Source organism: Thermococcus sp. 21S7 (genome assembly GCF_012027615.1).
Classification (GTDB): domain Archaea; phylum Methanobacteriota_B; class Thermococci; order Thermococcales; family Thermococcaceae; genus Thermococcus.
The window spans coordinates 184,905-199,486 of the sequence record NZ_SNUT01000004.1 but is presented as its reverse complement, the minus strand read 5'-3'; the positions used below and the strand labels follow the sequence as shown (position 1 = coordinate 199,486).

At 56.1% G+C, this 14,582-nt stretch carries 15 protein-coding genes; 5 read left to right on the top strand and 10 right to left on the bottom strand.

Annotation, left to right across the window (positions count from 1 at the left end; all coding sequences use genetic code 11):
* Positions 1-61: 61 nt before the first annotated feature.
* The 3 genes from E3E51_RS08240 to fni all read right to left on the bottom strand — a co-directional run bounded on the left by E3E51_RS08240 (position 62) and on the right by fni (position 4,184).
* Positions 62-1,384 carry an RNase J family beta-CASP ribonuclease gene (locus tag E3E51_RS08240; protein WP_167912611.1) on the bottom strand — a complete coding sequence of 441 codons (1,323 nt, stop codon included), beginning with the start codon at positions 1,382-1,384 and terminating at the stop codon, positions 62-64.
* Positions 1,385-1,517: 133 nt separating this feature from the next.
* On the bottom strand, positions 1,518-2,873 hold the full coding sequence (locus tag E3E51_RS08235) for a hypothetical protein (protein WP_167912610.1): 1,356 nt from the start codon (positions 2,871-2,873) through the stop codon (positions 1,518-1,520).
* Positions 2,874-3,065: 192 nt separating this feature from the next.
* A complete protein-coding gene (gene fni / locus E3E51_RS08230) occupies positions 3,066-4,184 on the bottom strand; it encodes a type 2 isopentenyl-diphosphate Delta-isomerase (protein ID WP_167912690.1) in 1,119 nt (372 codons plus the stop codon).
* Positions 4,185-4,320: 136 nt separating this feature from the next.
* On the opposite strand from fni, the gene E3E51_RS08225 reads away from it, so the two are divergent.
* Genes E3E51_RS08225 through E3E51_RS08210 form a run of 4 tightly spaced genes read left to right on the top strand, consistent with a single transcriptional unit; the run spans position 4,321 to position 8,451 of the window.
* Complete coding sequence (locus E3E51_RS08225; protein WP_167912609.1) at positions 4,321-6,255, top strand: aldehyde ferredoxin oxidoreductase family protein; 1,935 nt, start codon at positions 4,321-4,323, stop codon at positions 6,253-6,255.
* The gene (locus E3E51_RS08220; RefSeq protein WP_167912608.1) at positions 6,256-6,813 is read left to right on the top strand and encodes a 4Fe-4S dicluster domain-containing protein; all 558 of its coding nucleotides are present in this window, start codon (positions 6,256-6,258) and stop codon (positions 6,811-6,813) included.
* Entirely contained in the window at positions 6,813-7,262 is a 450-nt protein-coding gene (locus E3E51_RS08215; protein WP_167912689.1) for a 4Fe-4S dicluster domain-containing protein, read from the top strand. The genes E3E51_RS08220 and E3E51_RS08215 overlap by 1 nt, the downstream gene beginning before the upstream one ends.
* A 4-nt stretch (positions 7,263-7,266) precedes the next feature.
* Positions 7,267-8,451: an FAD-dependent oxidoreductase gene (locus tag E3E51_RS08210; RefSeq protein WP_167912607.1), complete on the top strand. Its 1,185-nt coding sequence runs from the start codon at positions 7,267-7,269 to the stop codon at positions 8,449-8,451.
* Here the strand turns inward: E3E51_RS08210 and E3E51_RS08205 are convergent, their stop codons facing one another.
* The 7 genes from E3E51_RS08205 to E3E51_RS08175 all read right to left on the bottom strand — a co-directional run bounded on the left by E3E51_RS08205 (position 8,452) and on the right by E3E51_RS08175 (position 13,678).
* Positions 8,452-9,162: a hypothetical protein gene (locus E3E51_RS08205; protein ID WP_167912688.1), complete on the bottom strand. Its 711-nt coding sequence runs from the start codon at positions 9,160-9,162 to the stop codon at positions 8,452-8,454.
* A 68-nt stretch (positions 9,163-9,230) separates the two neighbouring features.
* Positions 9,231-10,022, bottom strand: a complete 792-nt coding sequence (locus E3E51_RS08200; protein ID WP_167912606.1) for an isopentenyl phosphate kinase — start codon at positions 10,020-10,022, stop codon at positions 9,231-9,233.
* Positions 10,019-11,023 (bottom strand): mevalonate kinase, encoded by a 1,005-nt coding sequence (locus tag E3E51_RS08195; protein WP_167912605.1) that lies wholly within the window; start codon positions 11,021-11,023, stop codon positions 10,019-10,021. Before E3E51_RS08195 ends, E3E51_RS08200 begins: the two co-directional genes overlap by 4 nt.
* Positions 11,020-11,358: a DUF86 domain-containing protein gene (locus E3E51_RS08190; RefSeq protein WP_167912604.1), complete on the bottom strand. Its 339-nt coding sequence runs from the start codon at positions 11,356-11,358 to the stop codon at positions 11,020-11,022. Before E3E51_RS08190 ends, E3E51_RS08195 begins: the two co-directional genes overlap by 4 nt.
* Positions 11,355-11,663, bottom strand: a complete 309-nt coding sequence (locus E3E51_RS08185) for a nucleotidyltransferase family protein (RefSeq protein WP_167912603.1) — start codon at positions 11,661-11,663, stop codon at positions 11,355-11,357. Before E3E51_RS08185 ends, E3E51_RS08190 begins: the two co-directional genes overlap by 4 nt.
* Before the next feature lie 37 nt (positions 11,664-11,700).
* Positions 11,701-12,579 carry an MEMO1 family protein gene (locus E3E51_RS08180; RefSeq protein WP_167912602.1) on the bottom strand — a complete coding sequence of 293 codons (879 nt, stop codon included), beginning with the start codon at positions 12,577-12,579 and terminating at the stop codon, positions 11,701-11,703.
* Between the two features lie 34 nt (positions 12,580-12,613).
* Entirely contained in the window at positions 12,614-13,678 is a 1,065-nt protein-coding gene (locus tag E3E51_RS08175; RefSeq protein WP_167912601.1) for a pyridoxal-phosphate dependent enzyme, read from the bottom strand.
* Between the two features lie 69 nt (positions 13,679-13,747).
* Here E3E51_RS08175 and udp point away from each other — a divergent pair, with 69 nt between their 5' ends.
* Positions 13,748-14,581 carry a uridine phosphorylase gene (udp, locus tag E3E51_RS08170; RefSeq protein WP_167912600.1) on the top strand — a complete coding sequence of 278 codons (834 nt, stop codon included), beginning with the start codon at positions 13,748-13,750 and terminating at the stop codon, positions 14,579-14,581.
* Position 14,582: the final 1 nt, after the last annotated feature.

Here is a 14,582-nt window from a genome sequence, read left to right as displayed (position 1 = left end):
CGTGAGTGGTGAAAGTAATCTAAAGGAAAAATAGGACAACTCTTTATCAGTTTTACCCTACTCACCTTATCTCAACCAGGTAGCCGTTCCTCGACACAAAGACGTCCCTGCCTATCAGGTAGCCCTCCTCCTCGGCGAGCTCGGCGTAGTGGGTGAGCATCCTGAAGTCCCCGTGCGCGGGAACTATGTTCTCCGGATTGAGCAACCGGAGCAGGTAGCGGTGGTCTTCCCTGCTGGCATGGCCACTGACGTGGAGGTCCTTTATCATCCTGACACCCCTCATCTTGAGCTTCGTCTCAAGGACGTAGCGCTGGGCCCTGTTGAGTGGATTGGGTATCGTTCCGGCGGAGAAAACCACGGTGTCGCGCTTGCCGATGTCGTAGAGCTCACCGTTGGCCATCCTCGTGAGGACCGCGCCGGGTTCTCCCTGGTGGCCGGTGACTATCAGCAGATAGTTCTCCCTCGCTCCGGAAACCTCCTTGAGAACCTTCCTGACGGCATTTGGACTCCTCACGGCCTTCGCGCCCTTCATCTTGATGAGGCCGAGCTGCTTGGCTATTCCCGTGTATTTGGCGAGCGAGCGGCCGACCAGGACCGCCTGCCTGCCCATCTTGTTGGCTATCCAGATGAGCTCCTGAAGGCGGGCAATGTGGCTGGCGAAAGTCGTCGCTATCAGCCCATCGGCCTCCATACCCTCGTAGAGGAAGAAGTCCTCAAGGAGCATCTGAGCTACCGCCTCACTGGGCGTTTTGGTCGGCTGCTCTATGCGTGTGGACTCGGGAATGAGAACCTTAACCCCTTCCTTCCCAAGCTCCCTCAGGCGCTTGTAGTCCGGCCTCTCCCCGAGCGGGTTGTTGTTGTCGAACTTGAAGTCGCCGGTGTGGACGACGGCACCCTCAGGGGTGTGGACGACGACCATGGAGGACTGCGGAATGGAGTGGGTTATCCTGACGAACTCTATCGCCAGGTTCTCACTCACCTGGACTATCTCGCCGTACTCGGTCTCGTACATCGGGTTCTTGACCTCGAAGTACTGCTCGCTCTTGACCTCGCCCTTCGCGAGCTTTATCGTGTAGGGTGTGCCGTATATCGGGACGTCAGGGTAGTGGGGAGCGAGCTTGGCAACCGCGCCGATGTGATCGAGGTGACCGTGCGTGAAGGTTATGGCGACAACCTTCTTGTTCCTTATCGACGAATCGTCAGGAATCGCACCGAGCTTCTGGAGTTCCTTCGTTGGAAACTGCTGGATGTTGACATCTTCATGGATGAGAACGCGGTCAAGCCGGATTCCCATATCGATTATAACAACTTCCCCGTTGTATTCTACGGCGGTCATGTTCTTGCCTACTTCCTCGTAACCGCTAACTGTATGGATTTTTATCATGTCTATTCCTCCTTACGCCCCCAGGCCTCTCCTGAGGCGTGGGGCTGCGTTGGTCTTAATTGTGGGCAGGGGTTTAAAAAGGTGTGCATTCTCACGGGAGCATAATAAATGGAAGAACAAGTAGAAAAAATAATCATGAATTAACTTCAATGTACAGGCCAACGGGAACGTGCACCCGCTCGTAACTTGTCCAGAGCCCGTGTTTCACCGGAATCTCGACTGTGTATCTGCTCTCCATAGCATAAAAAGTTACAGAACTCTGGGGTCCCTTGTTCTTAACATGCCCCAGCATGACGTAGCTTGCATAATCACTCGTACTGAAGCCAACTGATATTGCTGCAAACCATGGAGGGAGACGATAGCCTGAGAGAACCGTCAGAATCGCTCCAACGGGCACCCCAACGCCAAAGCTATGCCCATCAGTCCCGGAGTAAATCTTCCCGTAAAATTCATCAATTCCAACCCTGTCCTCTATGGCGCCCCTCACTTTTCCCGATTTTTCCATCCACTCGTCCGGGAAGTTATATGGGGGTTTTCCGAAAGAGGCTCCACTCGTGATAACCTTAATATCCCCCGATTTTCTCTTTATCGTAAAGCTGTCGATTTTTGCGAAGTATCTCTCGTTTCCGGTCGGCTCGCAGGAGAGGAGGCAGTAATATTCCTTCTGGTAAATGTAATGCACGGTGCCTTTAAGCCACACGTAACCCCACGAGTTGGAGGGAACAGTGATATCATCTCCACCAGAGAAATAGTCTGTTATTGACCTTCCCAGAACCTTCACGGTTATTGAATCCGGATCGAGGGTCACTCGTTTGGAGATTTCATCACCGAACGCCACCGTAACGTCCGGCCCCCAGTGTTTTTTGACCTGCATCGCAACGTCCGCCGTTCCAAAGACGTTGCTCTCCGCCTTGTTGTGAATTATAAGGATGGGGATTTTCACATTCCTATACGATTTCTGATCTACGGTCTCCCAGACATAATACACGTCGTGTGCCATGGGCTGAACCGTTGATGTTCTTTTCTCAAGCCTTTTCAGATCTTTGATTCTTGCTTCCTTCAAGTTTATTCTAAGTTTAAAGGTATTTGCAAACGTGTTCTCGATCAATCCTGTTTCAAAGCCCTCTGGAGGGAGCGTGTAGAGTTTCCCATCCTTAACAATCCACACATCAACGCCTATAAAAGCTGTTTTAGATCCCTTCTTCTTGGCGATTTCCTTTGCCGTCTTGAAGTTCAGGGAAGAGAGCTTGACAACGTTGTTGGAAAATATGAAGCGCTTCTCCATGCTTCCCCTCCTCAGGACCTTTATGGATCCATTCTCGTCAAATGTCCAGACGGTGTAGTAAACCTTTCCATAATCTGTCAATGGTTTCCCATTGGTGTCAAGAATAGTTACTCTGGCTCCCCCAATAGGGGACGCTTTGGTGTAACCCACAACTCCAACAATCAGCAGTCCCAAGAGGACTGCCATCAAACCTTTCCACTTCACACAGTTCGCCCCCATAACTTATCTGCAATACTAATTATGCAACTTTTAATTATAAACTTTACTTTTTTTATTCTACATAAAAATTCTCTTTCTTTTTACTAGTTATAGTTCTATTCGGAGTTAGGTTTTGCTTTCAAAATGAGCAAATAGAAAGAAGAGTAAAAGAGTCGCGTGAAAATAGAGGATGCAAAATCACCGACCCCGCAGGTAAGCCAACAGGGTGATCCTCTGCTCAAGCCACTCCCTCGTGAAGCCCGTAACCACGAGCGGAACCGTCCTGAGCTCCTCGACGTTTTTAGCCCCAACGAGGAACATCGCGTTCCTTATCTCCTCGATGTAGCGCCGGAGGACTCTGATTACCCCATCGACGTCGCCCTTAACAGCCGGCCTGAGGAGCGGCAACGCAACGCCGGCGAAAGTAGCACCCATAGCTAAAGCCTTCGCCATCGTTATCCCGTCGCGCATTCCGCCGGTGGCTATAACCGGCAGATCGGTGGCGTAGCGAACCTCGGCGACGCTTATTGCAGTCTTTATTCCCCAGTCCCAGAACCTGAGGGCAAGGTTCCTGCCCATCTCGTCCTTTGCCCTGTAGTACTCAACGCCGCTCCAGCTCGTCCCGCCAAGGCCGCCGACATCAATCGCGTCTATTCCAATGCTTTCGAGCCTTATTGCAACCTCCATAGAAACGCCGGCACCGGTTTCCTTCGCTATAATCGGGTAGGGGAACCCGGCCTTAAGCTCGGCTAAGGCCTTCAAAACGCCCCTGTACTGCGTGTCTCCCTCGGGCTGGACGCTCTCCTGGAGGGGGTTGAGGTGTATCGCCAGAGCATCGGCCTGAATGGTCTCGACCGCTTTCAGGGCCTCATCAACCCCGTATCTGTCGGGCATCGTCTCGGCGAACTGCGGTGCCCCGAGGTTGCCGACGAGGAAGACGTCAGGGGCGACGTCCCTCACGTAGTAGCTCTCCCAGGTCTCGGGCTTCCTTATCATCGCCCTCTGGCTACCGACTCCCATCGGTATGTTCAGCTCCTGGGCGGCCTTCGCTAAAGTCTTGTTTACTTTTCCGGCCAGCTGGGAGCCCCTTGTCCCGCCGGTCATCCCGGCTATGAAAATCGGGTAGTCAAAGCGCCTCCCGAGGAACTCGACGCTGAGGTCTATTTCCTCCTTGTCTATCTCGGGCAGGCTCATGTGGACGAAGTGAACGTCCTCAAAACCGTTGGAAACGTGGGCCTGGACGTTTCTCTTCAAGCAGTGCTCGATGTGCTCAAACTTCCTGATGATCGTGAGTTCCTCCCTATCAAAAGCCTCCATTCCAACCACCGAAAAGAGAACGGAGCGGAGGGTTAAGAGGTTTTTGGAACACAAAGGCGGTTTCATCCCAGGCAACGCTTATATACATCAACGTATGATTTGGTATATTACGGAATATTTAACGGAGGAATGAAAAATGTCAACACCATCAGGGCGAAATATCGGAAACATCCTGGTCATCGACCTAACGCGGGAGAAGATTGTTAAACGGGAAGCTTCGCCCGAGACCGTAAAGCAGTACCTCGGAGGAAGGGGCTTCAACTCAAAGGCCCTCTTTGACATGATACCCGGCAGGATAGACCCCTTGAGTCCGGAGAACGTTCTCGCACTGGCCAGCGGAACTCTCGCGGGGACGGCGCTGCCGATGACGAGCAGGCTTCATATAAGCACCCTTTCGCCCCTCTCGGGCATCCTTGGGGACGGAAACGCCGGCGGCGAGTTCTCGGCGATGCTGAAGTTCGCGGGCTACGAGCAGATAATCGTGACCGGAAGGGCCGAAAAACCGAAGTACGTCTTCATCGAGGACGACGAGGTTGAGATAAGGGACGCGGAGGAGCTCTGGGGCCTGACCACCGGCGAGACCGTGGACTGGCTGAGGGACGAGCACGGGGACGAGGTGAGCGTCGCGGGGATAGGGCCGGCCGGAGAGAACCTCGTGCGCTTCGCCACGACGATGGTGGACAAGTACCACTCCGGGGCGAGGGGAAGCGGCGCCGTGTGGGGCTCGAAGAACCTCAAGGCGATAGCGGTCATCGGGACTAAGGGAATCGAGCCGGCGGACCCGGAGCGGTTCTACAAGATGGCCAAAGAAGATATCGACTACTTCAACCGCAACGACTTCGTCAGGAGGATTTACTCCGTCATCGGGACCCACTACGGGCTGATACAGTGGTATCCGAGCTGGAAGTACTTCCAGGTTCCTCTCAGCGCGGAGGAGTTGCCTATCGGGCTAAGGCCGCAGGACTTGGCCGAGTACGAGGTCGGAAGAACCCAATGCTTCTCCTGTCCTCTCGCCTGCAAGGACGTCTACTACCTGCCGAGCACGGGCGAATACGGGACGGCGAGCGAGTTCGAGTCGATATACGCCCTCGGCAGCAATAACTGCATAACCGACACCGAGGAGATCCTGCGGATGGAGCACATGGCGGACGAGTACGGGATGGACGTTATGACGCTCGGCGACACGATAGCCCTCGCAAGGCTACTCCACGAAAGGGGAATCCTGAGCGATGAGGACGTAAAGGGCGTTTCGCTTGAGTGGGGCGACGCCGAGGGACAGATCCAACTCATCGAGATGACGGCATATAGAAAGGGCTTCGGGAACAAACTTGCAGAGGGTTACCGCAACTTCGCAAAGCTCTACGGGGAGGAGGCCTTAGCCTACTGCTACGACGTGAAGGGCGTGAACAGGGGCTGGTACGAGGTCAACTTCATCAAAGGAATATTCACCCTCTCCCACGCGACCTCGACGAGGGGGGCCGACCACTTGAGGGGCCGCTCGTGGGCCTACTGGGAGAACGACAAGCTAATGGACATCGAGGTCGTGAGGGGAATGCTTGAGGCCGGCCTGCCTGACTACAGGAAGGATCCCGTCGGGGCGCTCATATACGGCGAAAGGGCCTGCACCCTGGCGGATTCCCTCGGAAGGTGCAAGGGCTCGATAAACAGCTGGCTCCAGGCGGTTCCGCTCGTCTGGAAGTATCCGGTCTTCAAAGGGACGGCAATGCTCCTGACGGCCTTCACGGGTATGGAGTTCACCGAGAAGGACGTCATAGACGCAACGGACAGGATATACCTCACGGAGATGGCCTTCAACGTCAAGCAGGGGATTAAGAAGAAGCACTACGACGTCAAGTTCCCGCCCGAGTTCGCCGCGACGGAGAGGGCAAAGGCGCAGGTGAGGCGGCACTGGGAGCTCGTTGATGAGTACCTGGAAAGGCGCGGATGCGACGTGGAGACGGCCTACCCCAAGAGGGAAACGCTGGAGGGGCTCGACATCGGCTACGTCGCCGACCAAATCGAGGGGAAGGAGTTTCCCGAGTGGGACGGCCCGGTAGGGGAGGTGGCCTGAATGTTCGTACTGGCGGTCATCTACGAGAACTGCACCGGCTGCCACCTCTGCGAATTAGCATGCTCCTTCAAGCACCATGGCGTCTTCGACCTCTCGCTGTCGAGGATAACCATCCTCACCAAGCCCGAGGTGCAGACGTCGGTTCAGGTCTACTGCCTCCAGTGCCGCGATGCGGCATGCGAGAGGGTCTGTCCGATGGACGCGATAAGCAGGGACAGAAACGGGGCCTACATCATAAACTACGACCGCTGCATAGGCTGCAGGGAGTGCGCCTACGCCTGTCCATTCGGGGCGATAAGCTTTGAGGTGGAGGCGAGGCCGATAAAGTGCGACCTCTGCGGGGGTGAACCCGAGTGCGTGGCGGTTTGTCCGCACGACGCCATAGTTTACATGGAGGAAAAGAAAGCCGCAAGGGAGCTGAAGAAGGCCAAGGCTGCTGGAGTTGCCTACGGACTTTACGGCGGGAAGGAGACGTCAGAACATCCAAGGAAAAAGGCGGAAGAGGCCGTTGAATACCTGATGAAGCTAGTGGAGAAGAGCGGGGAGCTGGACGTCTGATGGAGTATCTCCTCCACGTTCTGACGGAGAAGTGCACCGGCTGCATGGACTGCGTCGAGGCGTGCCCGATCGAGGACGGGATCAGGGTTATTCCCCTTCCTATCCTTCAGGGGCGATGGGACATTGCAATCTGCCGCCACTGCAACCCGGCGCCCTGCGTCGAGGTCTGCGAGTTCGGGGCGCTCAGCGTTTCGGGGAATGGGGCTGTGATTCTGAACCAGTCCCTCTGCACCTCCTGCAAGGCCTGCACTGCGGTGTGTCCATTCGGCGCGGTCTTCCTGAGGCCCGACGGGACGATGGCGAAGTGCGACCTCTGCTCCGGAAGCCCAAGGTGCGTCGCGGCCTGCGAAGAGGGTGCCCTCGTCTACGAAAGGGTCGAGAGGAAGAGGGCTCTGATGAAGGAGAAACCTTCGGTGGTGGAGCTTCTCGAATTCAAGGGACTGCGGTGAGAGCATGGAAGGGAAAATCGTGATAGTTGGCGGTGGAATAGGGGGGCTCTACACGGCCTTCAACCTCATCGAAAACGGGGTAGATGCGGGGGGAATAACCATTGTCGCCAAGGAATGGCCTCCCTACACGAGGCACCGCCTTGCGGAGATAGTCTCCAGGGGGCTTTTTCCAGACGAGGCCGTACTCGGCCTTGCGGAGAACCTTCAAAGGGCGGGCATTGAGGTTGTGGAAGGTGAAGCCCTAGAACTCAGGGAGAAGGAAAAGCTCGTTGTAGTTAGAACCGGAAACGGAAAACGCCGGCTGAGGTACGGCAAGCTGGTGGTGGCAACGGGAGGAAAGCCCTTCGTGCCGCCGATAAAAGGGATTGAGAAGAGGGGTGTTATCGGATTCCACGGACGGAAAGACGTTGAGTTTCTCGCCTCTCTGGCCTCAGGAAGTAGAGTTGCAGTAATTGGAGCCGGGCTCGTCGGGCTGACGGCGGCGGTGGCGCTGAGGGAGAGGGGACACACCATCACCGTGGTCGAGGCGATGGAGAGCGTGCTTCCAGGCATTTTAAAGAGAGGGCTCTCCGGGTTCCTCGAAGAACACCTAGAATCCCTGGGAATAAGGGTTCTCACGGGTTCCCTCGTGAAGGAAGTTGCAGGGAATGGAAGGGTGGAGGGGATAAAACTGGCGGATGGGAGGAGACTCGATGTAGATGCGATTGTTCTAGCCACGGGCGTGAGGCCCAGCTCCTCGCTTTTGCGGGACGACGGGAGGCCGATAGAGATCGACAGGGTTGGAAGAACCGCGGTTCCCGACGTGTACGCCCTTGGAGACTGCGCGATGAGCTGGGACTTCATCACCGGAAAGGCCGTTTACCGCCCCCTGGGCTTCGTGGCCGGACATTACGCGCGGTTGATAGCAGAGGAGATAGCGGGAAAGGGCGCTCTCGACAGGGGAGTAATCCCCGCGGTCTACGAGAGGATTGGAAGGGCGGAGGTCTACTCCATTGGACTGACGCCTGCGGAAGCAGAGAGGTTCGGCTTTGAGGTTAAGGTGAAAATTTCGGATGGGCGGAACTGGAGGGAAGCCCTCCTAACGGACGAGAGGGGACGCGTGCTCGGATGGCAGAGGGTTCACCTCGGTCACTTCCATTCGATAGGCTCCGCGGAGGCGTACATCAAGATAAAGGAAGCCTGGGGGTAATCAGCCGCCCCCACACGGGAGCGTCACGTTGAAGACCCTGACCTCCACCCAGCCGCCGGTGGAGTCGATCCACGCCGAGAAGTTGAATTCAAAGAAGAATTCCAGGGATCCGTTCCCAAAGACCGGATACTTAGAACCGAAACGAAGCTCCGGTCTGAGCTCAACGTATCCCGGATCAACATCGCCTCCACCGATGTCATGGAAATAAGCGAATATGACCGGAATCGTTGAGCATTTTGAGATGTTCGTTGGAATAAGGGGAAGCTCAATTCTTCCACCTTCAACATCATTGGAAGCCACGTATGCCATCCTTATCAGCTCAACCTTCGGTGTGGCAAATCCGGGAGTGGGGTAATACCACACATTATAACCCACCCTGCCGGGCACTTCATCCCCTTTTACAGTACGAACGGTCAAGTTGAGCTTGGGGAATCCCCTAAACAGCGGCCAGAATTCATCCGAAACACGAACGCCGGAAGGATAAAAAACAAAGACAATGTCGTTGCCATTCACAATCCGGTCCAGGGCTTTTCGTTCAATATCCCACCTGATGACAAAAACACTGCCATTAGGTGTCTCTGATACGGAACTCTCAAGATTCAGGTCCTCGGGTTTGGCCATGAAATACCCCAGATAACCCAGTTTAAGGGACAGCTCAAAAACCAGGAACGCTAGAACGAAGACCACTGCAATCAGTTTCTTCTTTCTCATCCGCAACCCGGAGGAGATAACTCAATGAAAATAAAAAGTTTGCGATTTGCGGGTTGTCCGTGATGTCGTCATCTTCCAACCCTCGTTCCGAAGCCATCTCCCCTTATCGCCCCGCCCAGCCTTCCGGGGACCTTTCCGTTGACGAACCAGACCTCCGAGTGCTCTGCTATCTTCCTCGCCTCCTCCAGCTTGTTGCAGATTCCTCCGGTGACGTCGGTTCCAGCCGCCGTGCAGTGGAGATTCTCAAGGAGGTAATCTATCTCCTCCCTGCCGAGGTTCTGAATCAGTCTTCCCTCGCCGGGCCTGCCGTCGTAGATGCCGTCAACGTCCATGAGGAAGATGACCTTCTCCGGCTCAAGCATCTTGGCGAGGTAGGTAATGATCTGGTCGCCGGAGAGTATGTCTATGCCCTTCGCGAGGTCTATCGAGACGTCCCCGAAGAGAACGGGGATGAACCTGAGCTCCAGCAACCTTTCCACGACCTCAAGGTCCCCGTAGGCAACCTCACCGTTCTCGGTTATGAAGACGGAGGATGTCGAGACGGAGAAGGCCGGCAGGCCCTCGCGGACGAACGCTTTGATGAAGTTCGCGTTTGCCCGAAGCATGGCCTGATGCGTCTCGGTGAATCCTATCCTCCTGAAGTTGGCGGTCTCCCAGTCCCCGGGAAGGCCTTCCCTTATACCGTACTTTTTCGCCTCGGGATGGCCGAAGCTCCCTCCCCCGTGGACTATGATGAAGTTCTCACGGGGATAGAACTTGGCTATCTCCCTCGCTATGTTTCTGACAGTTTCATGGTCAAAGTTCTCGGGTTCAGCATTCTTATCGCTGAAGACGCTACCGCCGACCTTGACGATTATCATGGCAGGACCTCCTCTATCCTGAGTCCCTCGCGGCTTATCCTCGTTATCATCGGTGTTCCGCCGGCTATCGTTATGGCCGTCGCGACTTCGCTCTGGTTCTCCGGGGCCAGGGCATACATGCAGCCGCCACCGCCGGCGCCGGTTATCTTCGCCCCTATCGCCCCGGCGACCCTCGCGGCGTAGACCAGCTCACTGAGCTTTTTGGTCGAGACTCCAAGGGCATCTAGGAGGCCGTGATTGAGGTTCATGAGCCGCCCGAGCTGGGCGAAGCGGAGCTCCTCGTCGAGGTCGGAGGTTATAACGTCGCGGGCCTTCTCAACTATCTTGCCCATCGCGACGAGCACCGGTTCTATGACCTCGGGCATCTCCTCGTAGGTTCTCCTCACCATGGCCACCAGTTCCGTAGTTGACCCGCTCGAACCCGTGTAGCCAACGACTATAGGTAATTCCATGAAGGGCAGGTGCTCGAAGTTCCCCTTCTCGTAGTGGATGAAGCCGCCTATGGCCGAAACCGTTGGATCTATGCCGCTCGATGCCCCCTGGACGAGGAGCTCAACCTTATGACCCAGCTTTCCTATCTCCTCGTTGGTCAGCTCAAGGCCGAGGAGCTTTGAAACCGCGCCGATGGTCGCTACAGCCACGGCGGCGGATGAACCAAGGCCGGCCCCAACGGGAATCTGTGACGTTATCGAGACCGTGATTCCTTTTCCGTTCGCGTCGGCCTCCTCCCTCACCAGCTCTATCGCCTGTCGGACGTAGCTGAGAACCTCGGCGGCTTTACCGTAGTCGCTCTCGAAGTAAATCTCGTCCTCGGAGAACGAAACAGTAAGGCCCGGAACGCGTATGTCTTTGGCCTCTATCTTTATCGCACCCTTATCATTGAACTCCGCCCACACGTAGGTTCTGAGGTCTATGGCAGCCGCAATAGCAGGTTTGCCGTAAACGACGCTGTGCTCGCCGAAGAGTATAATTTTAGCCGGGGCAGATGCCAGAACCCTCATCTTTGACCCTCCAGAAGGTTTCTTATGACGGTTTCCAGTTCATCAAGCTCGTTCTGGATGGTGTACCAGACGAGCGAGAGGTCAACTCCGAAGTAAGCGTGAATCAATCTATCACGCATTCCCGCAATTTCCCTCCAGGGGATTTCCGGATGAATAGCCTTGAATTCCGCCGGGATATGTTTTGCCGCTTCCCCAATTATCTCAAGGTTTCGAATCACTGCATCAACTGTTTTCTCGTCTCCAATAAACTCGCCGAAGTCCATGCCCGCGGTATACCGTTTAATTTTCTCAATGGCCTCAAGAATGTCCTCAACGTAGAGGAGCGGGTCTCTCATAAGTACTTCACCTCTCTCAGAATCCGTTCTCTAAGGCGCTTTTTCAGGGCTTCTCTTGTCACGAGGTCAACTTTAACCCCGAGAAGTTCCTCAAGGTACTCTTGGAGACGAACAAACGTTATCAACCCAACGGGCCGTTCGAACTCCACGAGGATATCAACATCGCTGTCCGCTCGCTGCTCGTTTCGGGAATACGAACCGAAGACTCCAATACGCCTAACACCGTATTGCTCACTCAGTTCCCTCCTGTGAGCACGCAGGATTTTTTGAACATCTTCAAGTGTTCTAACTCGTGTGGTCTGCATGGTAGAAAATAAGAGAAGCCCCTTATGGCCTTTTCGTTCACCGCCTGAAGACTATGCTCGCGTAGCCTACGATGGCATCCGTAGAGCGGCTGACCTCGAAGCTCGTCGTGTAGTGGAGCAGTTCCGCCTCAAGCGCCCCGGCGGAGCGGGAGTAAACCATCGCAGTTCCGACCCCTCCAGGCCCGCACATGGTGTGGTTCATCTCGCGGAGCTCCCTGAACATGCCCTTAACGTCGAAGTCGAGGATTCTCCTTATCACCCTGAAGTCCCACTCCTTTATCCTGTGTGGAAGCTCATCTGCGCGAGCTCTAAAGGGCACGTAGCCGTACATCGGGCCGTAGTGCATGAAGTCGGTGCTCGCAATAACGACAACGTCCCTGCCGAGTTCCTCGCTCGCCTCAAAGACCGCCCTTCCTAGGTCTTCGGAAACCTCCTCGTCCTGAATGCCGAGGGCTATCGGCACTATCCTAACCTCCTTCCCCGCGAGCTCGGCCAGATACTGGATGAAGGGAAGCTGAACCTCTATCGAGTGCTCGTATTTGTGGGCCAGCTCGTCGAGGTCGGCTATTCCAGAGAGCTTTGCTATGGCCTTGGCCATCTCGGAATCAACATCGACGTCGCCGAGGGGTGTGCGCCACTTTCCGGAGGGATAGACCGCTATCGGAGAGCCGAGGCCGGTATGGTTCGGGCCGAGGAGTACGAAGGTCTCGGGGAGACCGTCTTCAAAGATGGCCTTGTACGTCCTCGAAGCCGTGTAGCCCGAAAAGACGTAGCCGGCGTGGGGCGCAACGCCGGCAGTAATCTTTCTCTCGCTCCCTTCCTCGCCAAGGTCGCCCAAGAACTCCTCCAGCATCTCGATGAGCGCTTCGCCCGACGGGTAGAAGCTGCCTGCAACGGCGGGGTACCTTACTTCCATTCTTCCACCTCCAGCGGTTCTTGTGATTCAAACCTTAAATACCTTTGACCATCTTCAGCCCTGAGCCGGTGAGCGGGAGGAGAACCCTTGAGCCAGCACTGATCTCCCCCGATTCCATCAGCTTCCAGAGCGCCGCGAGAACCACCGCGGAGGTCGGCTCGACGATGAAGCCATGTCTTTTGAGCCAGTTGAGCGCGCCCATCGTTTCAAGCTCATCCACGCTTACGCACAGGCCGCTGGTTTCCTTAACTGCCCTCCTCATCTCCCGGAGCCTCGGCGGTTCAGGAATCGCTATGCCATCCGCGGCTTCGTTTTTCATCGGCGAGCGCTCGCAAAGGCTCTCGTAGCCCGAGGCCTGAACCGCCACGAGCCGGGGAAGCCTATCAATCTCCCCCATGTCCTTGAGCTCCGAAAATCCTTTCCAGAGGCCGAGGAAGAGCGTTCCGCTTCCAGTTGGAGCGATAACATAGTCGGGAACGCCGAGCTGCTCGTAGACCTCAACGGCGGCCGTCTTTGTTCCCTCAAGGAAGTACGGGTTGAGCCAGTGGGAGACGTAGGTAATCCCACTCTTCTCCGCGAACTCCACCGCCCTTCCGTGAACGGCCATCCTGTCGCCGTCGACGAAATGAATCACAGCTCCAAGGTGCTGGAGGAGCGAGAGCTTTCCTGGGAGCGTGTCGTATGAGACAAAGGTGTGAACCCTGATTCCCGAAGCGAGGCCGTAGAGGGCAAAGCTCAGGGCGGCGTTTCCGGAGCTGTCGATGACGACCTCGGTGATGCCCTCCTCCCTCAGCTTCGCCACCGTCACCCAGGTGCCCCTGTCCTTGAAGGAACCGCTCGGCTGGAGGTATTCGAGCTTGACGAACCCGCTGACTTGGCCTATTGGGAGAGTGCTCACGGGGGTTATGGCGGGCGTTGCTGGAGGGAGGCAATCCTCATTCACCGGGAGGAGATTAAGATAGCGCCGCATATCGAGGTGGGGCAGAAGGCTGCCAAAGAAATCGACGTGGTTCCTCTTCACGAGCAGGGTTCCGCCGCAGTCACAGGTCAGGCGAAACGTCTCGCGGTACACCTTTCCGCAGTGTGAACAGACGAGCATGGTACCACCCAAGGGTTTTTAGGTTCGAGCGGCAATAAATAACGCACAGAGAATAAAAAGGTGGTTGTCATGGTTGAGAAGTTCGTTTCGGCAGAGAGACCCCAGACGGAGGAGGGTTACCAGTACCACATAGCCTGCAGGCCGGGGGATGTTTCGAGGTACGTCCTCCTGCCGGGAGACCCCGAGAGGGTGCCGAAGATAAGCTCCCTCTGGGACGAGGCAAGGGAGGTAGCATTCCACAGAGAGTACAGAACGCACACCGGGAAGTACAAGGGGGTTCCCATAAGTGTTACATCAACCGGAATAGGCGGCCCCTCGACGGCTATAGCGGTAGAGGAGCTGGCCGCGATAGGTGCGGACACCTTCATAAGGGTCGGCTCGACCGGCGCGATACAGCCGGGAATGGAGATAGGGGACCTGATTATAGCGAAGGCCGCCGTGAGGCTTGAGGGGACGTCAAAGCAGTACGTGCGCGTTGAGTATCCGGCCGTTGCGGACCTTGAGGTTACCCTCGCGCTGATAGAGGCGGCAGAAACTCTTGGAGTCCGCTATCACATCGGCATCACCGCCTCGACCGACAGCTTCTACCTCGGCCAGGGGAGGCCCGGCTTGAACGGCTACTTCCCGAGCTTCGCGAGGAACCTCCTCGACGACCTGAGGCAGGCCAACGTCACCAACTTCGAGATGGAGGCCGCGACGCTCTACACGCTTTCCAGCATCTACGGACTCAGAGCCGGCTGCGTCTGCTCCGTCTTCGCCAACAGGGTAACCAACGAGTTCGGCAAGGCAGGGGAGAAGGAGGCCGCCCTGGTTGCCAGCGAGGCCGTGAAGATACTCGCGGAGTGGGACGAGGAGAAGGAGAGGGCAGGAAAGAAAGTCTGGTTCCCGGGGCTGAGGGGTTGAT

Excerpts from the sequence above, each read along its gene's own strand:
- E3E51_RS08210 (WP_167912607.1), top strand. The coding sequence starts at position 7,267 with ATGGAAGGGAAAATCGTGATAGTTGGCGGTGGAATAGGGGGGCTCTAC.
- fni (WP_167912690.1), bottom strand. The coding sequence starts at position 4,184 with ATGGAGGCTTTTGATAGGGAGGAACTCACGATCATCAGGAAGTTTGAG.
- E3E51_RS08195 (WP_167912605.1), bottom strand. The coding sequence starts at position 11,023 with ATGAGGGTTCTGGCATCTGCCCCGGCTAAAATTATACTCTTCGGCGAG.
- udp (WP_167912600.1), top strand. The coding sequence starts at position 13,748 with ATGGTTGAGAAGTTCGTTTCGGCAGAGAGACCCCAGACGGAGGAGGGT.
- E3E51_RS08175 (WP_167912601.1), bottom strand. The coding sequence starts at position 13,678 with ATGCTCGTCTGTTCACACTGCGGAAAGGTGTACCGCGAGACGTTTCGC.
- E3E51_RS08220 (WP_167912608.1), top strand. The coding sequence starts at position 6,256 with ATGTTCGTACTGGCGGTCATCTACGAGAACTGCACCGGCTGCCACCTC.
- E3E51_RS08200 (WP_167912606.1), bottom strand. The coding sequence starts at position 10,022 with ATGATAATCGTCAAGGTCGGCGGTAGCGTCTTCAGCGATAAGAATGCT.
- E3E51_RS08180 (WP_167912602.1), bottom strand. The coding sequence starts at position 12,579 with ATGGAAGTAAGGTACCCCGCCGTTGCAGGCAGCTTCTACCCGTCGGGC.
- E3E51_RS08205 (WP_167912688.1), bottom strand. The coding sequence starts at position 9,162 with ATGAGAAAGAAGAAACTGATTGCAGTGGTCTTCGTTCTAGCGTTCCTG.
- E3E51_RS08185 (WP_167912603.1), bottom strand. The coding sequence starts at position 11,663 with ATGCAGACCACACGAGTTAGAACACTTGAAGATGTTCAAAAAATCCTG.
- E3E51_RS08240 (WP_167912611.1), bottom strand. The coding sequence starts at position 1,384 with ATGATAAAAATCCATACAGTTAGCGGTTACGAGGAAGTAGGCAAGAAC.
- E3E51_RS08215 (WP_167912689.1), top strand. The coding sequence starts at position 6,813 with ATGGAGTATCTCCTCCACGTTCTGACGGAGAAGTGCACCGGCTGCATG.
- E3E51_RS08225 (WP_167912609.1), top strand. The coding sequence starts at position 4,321 with ATGTCAACACCATCAGGGCGAAATATCGGAAACATCCTGGTCATCGAC.
- E3E51_RS08190 (WP_167912604.1), bottom strand. The coding sequence starts at position 11,358 with ATGAGAGACCCGCTCCTCTACGTTGAGGACATTCTTGAGGCCATTGAG.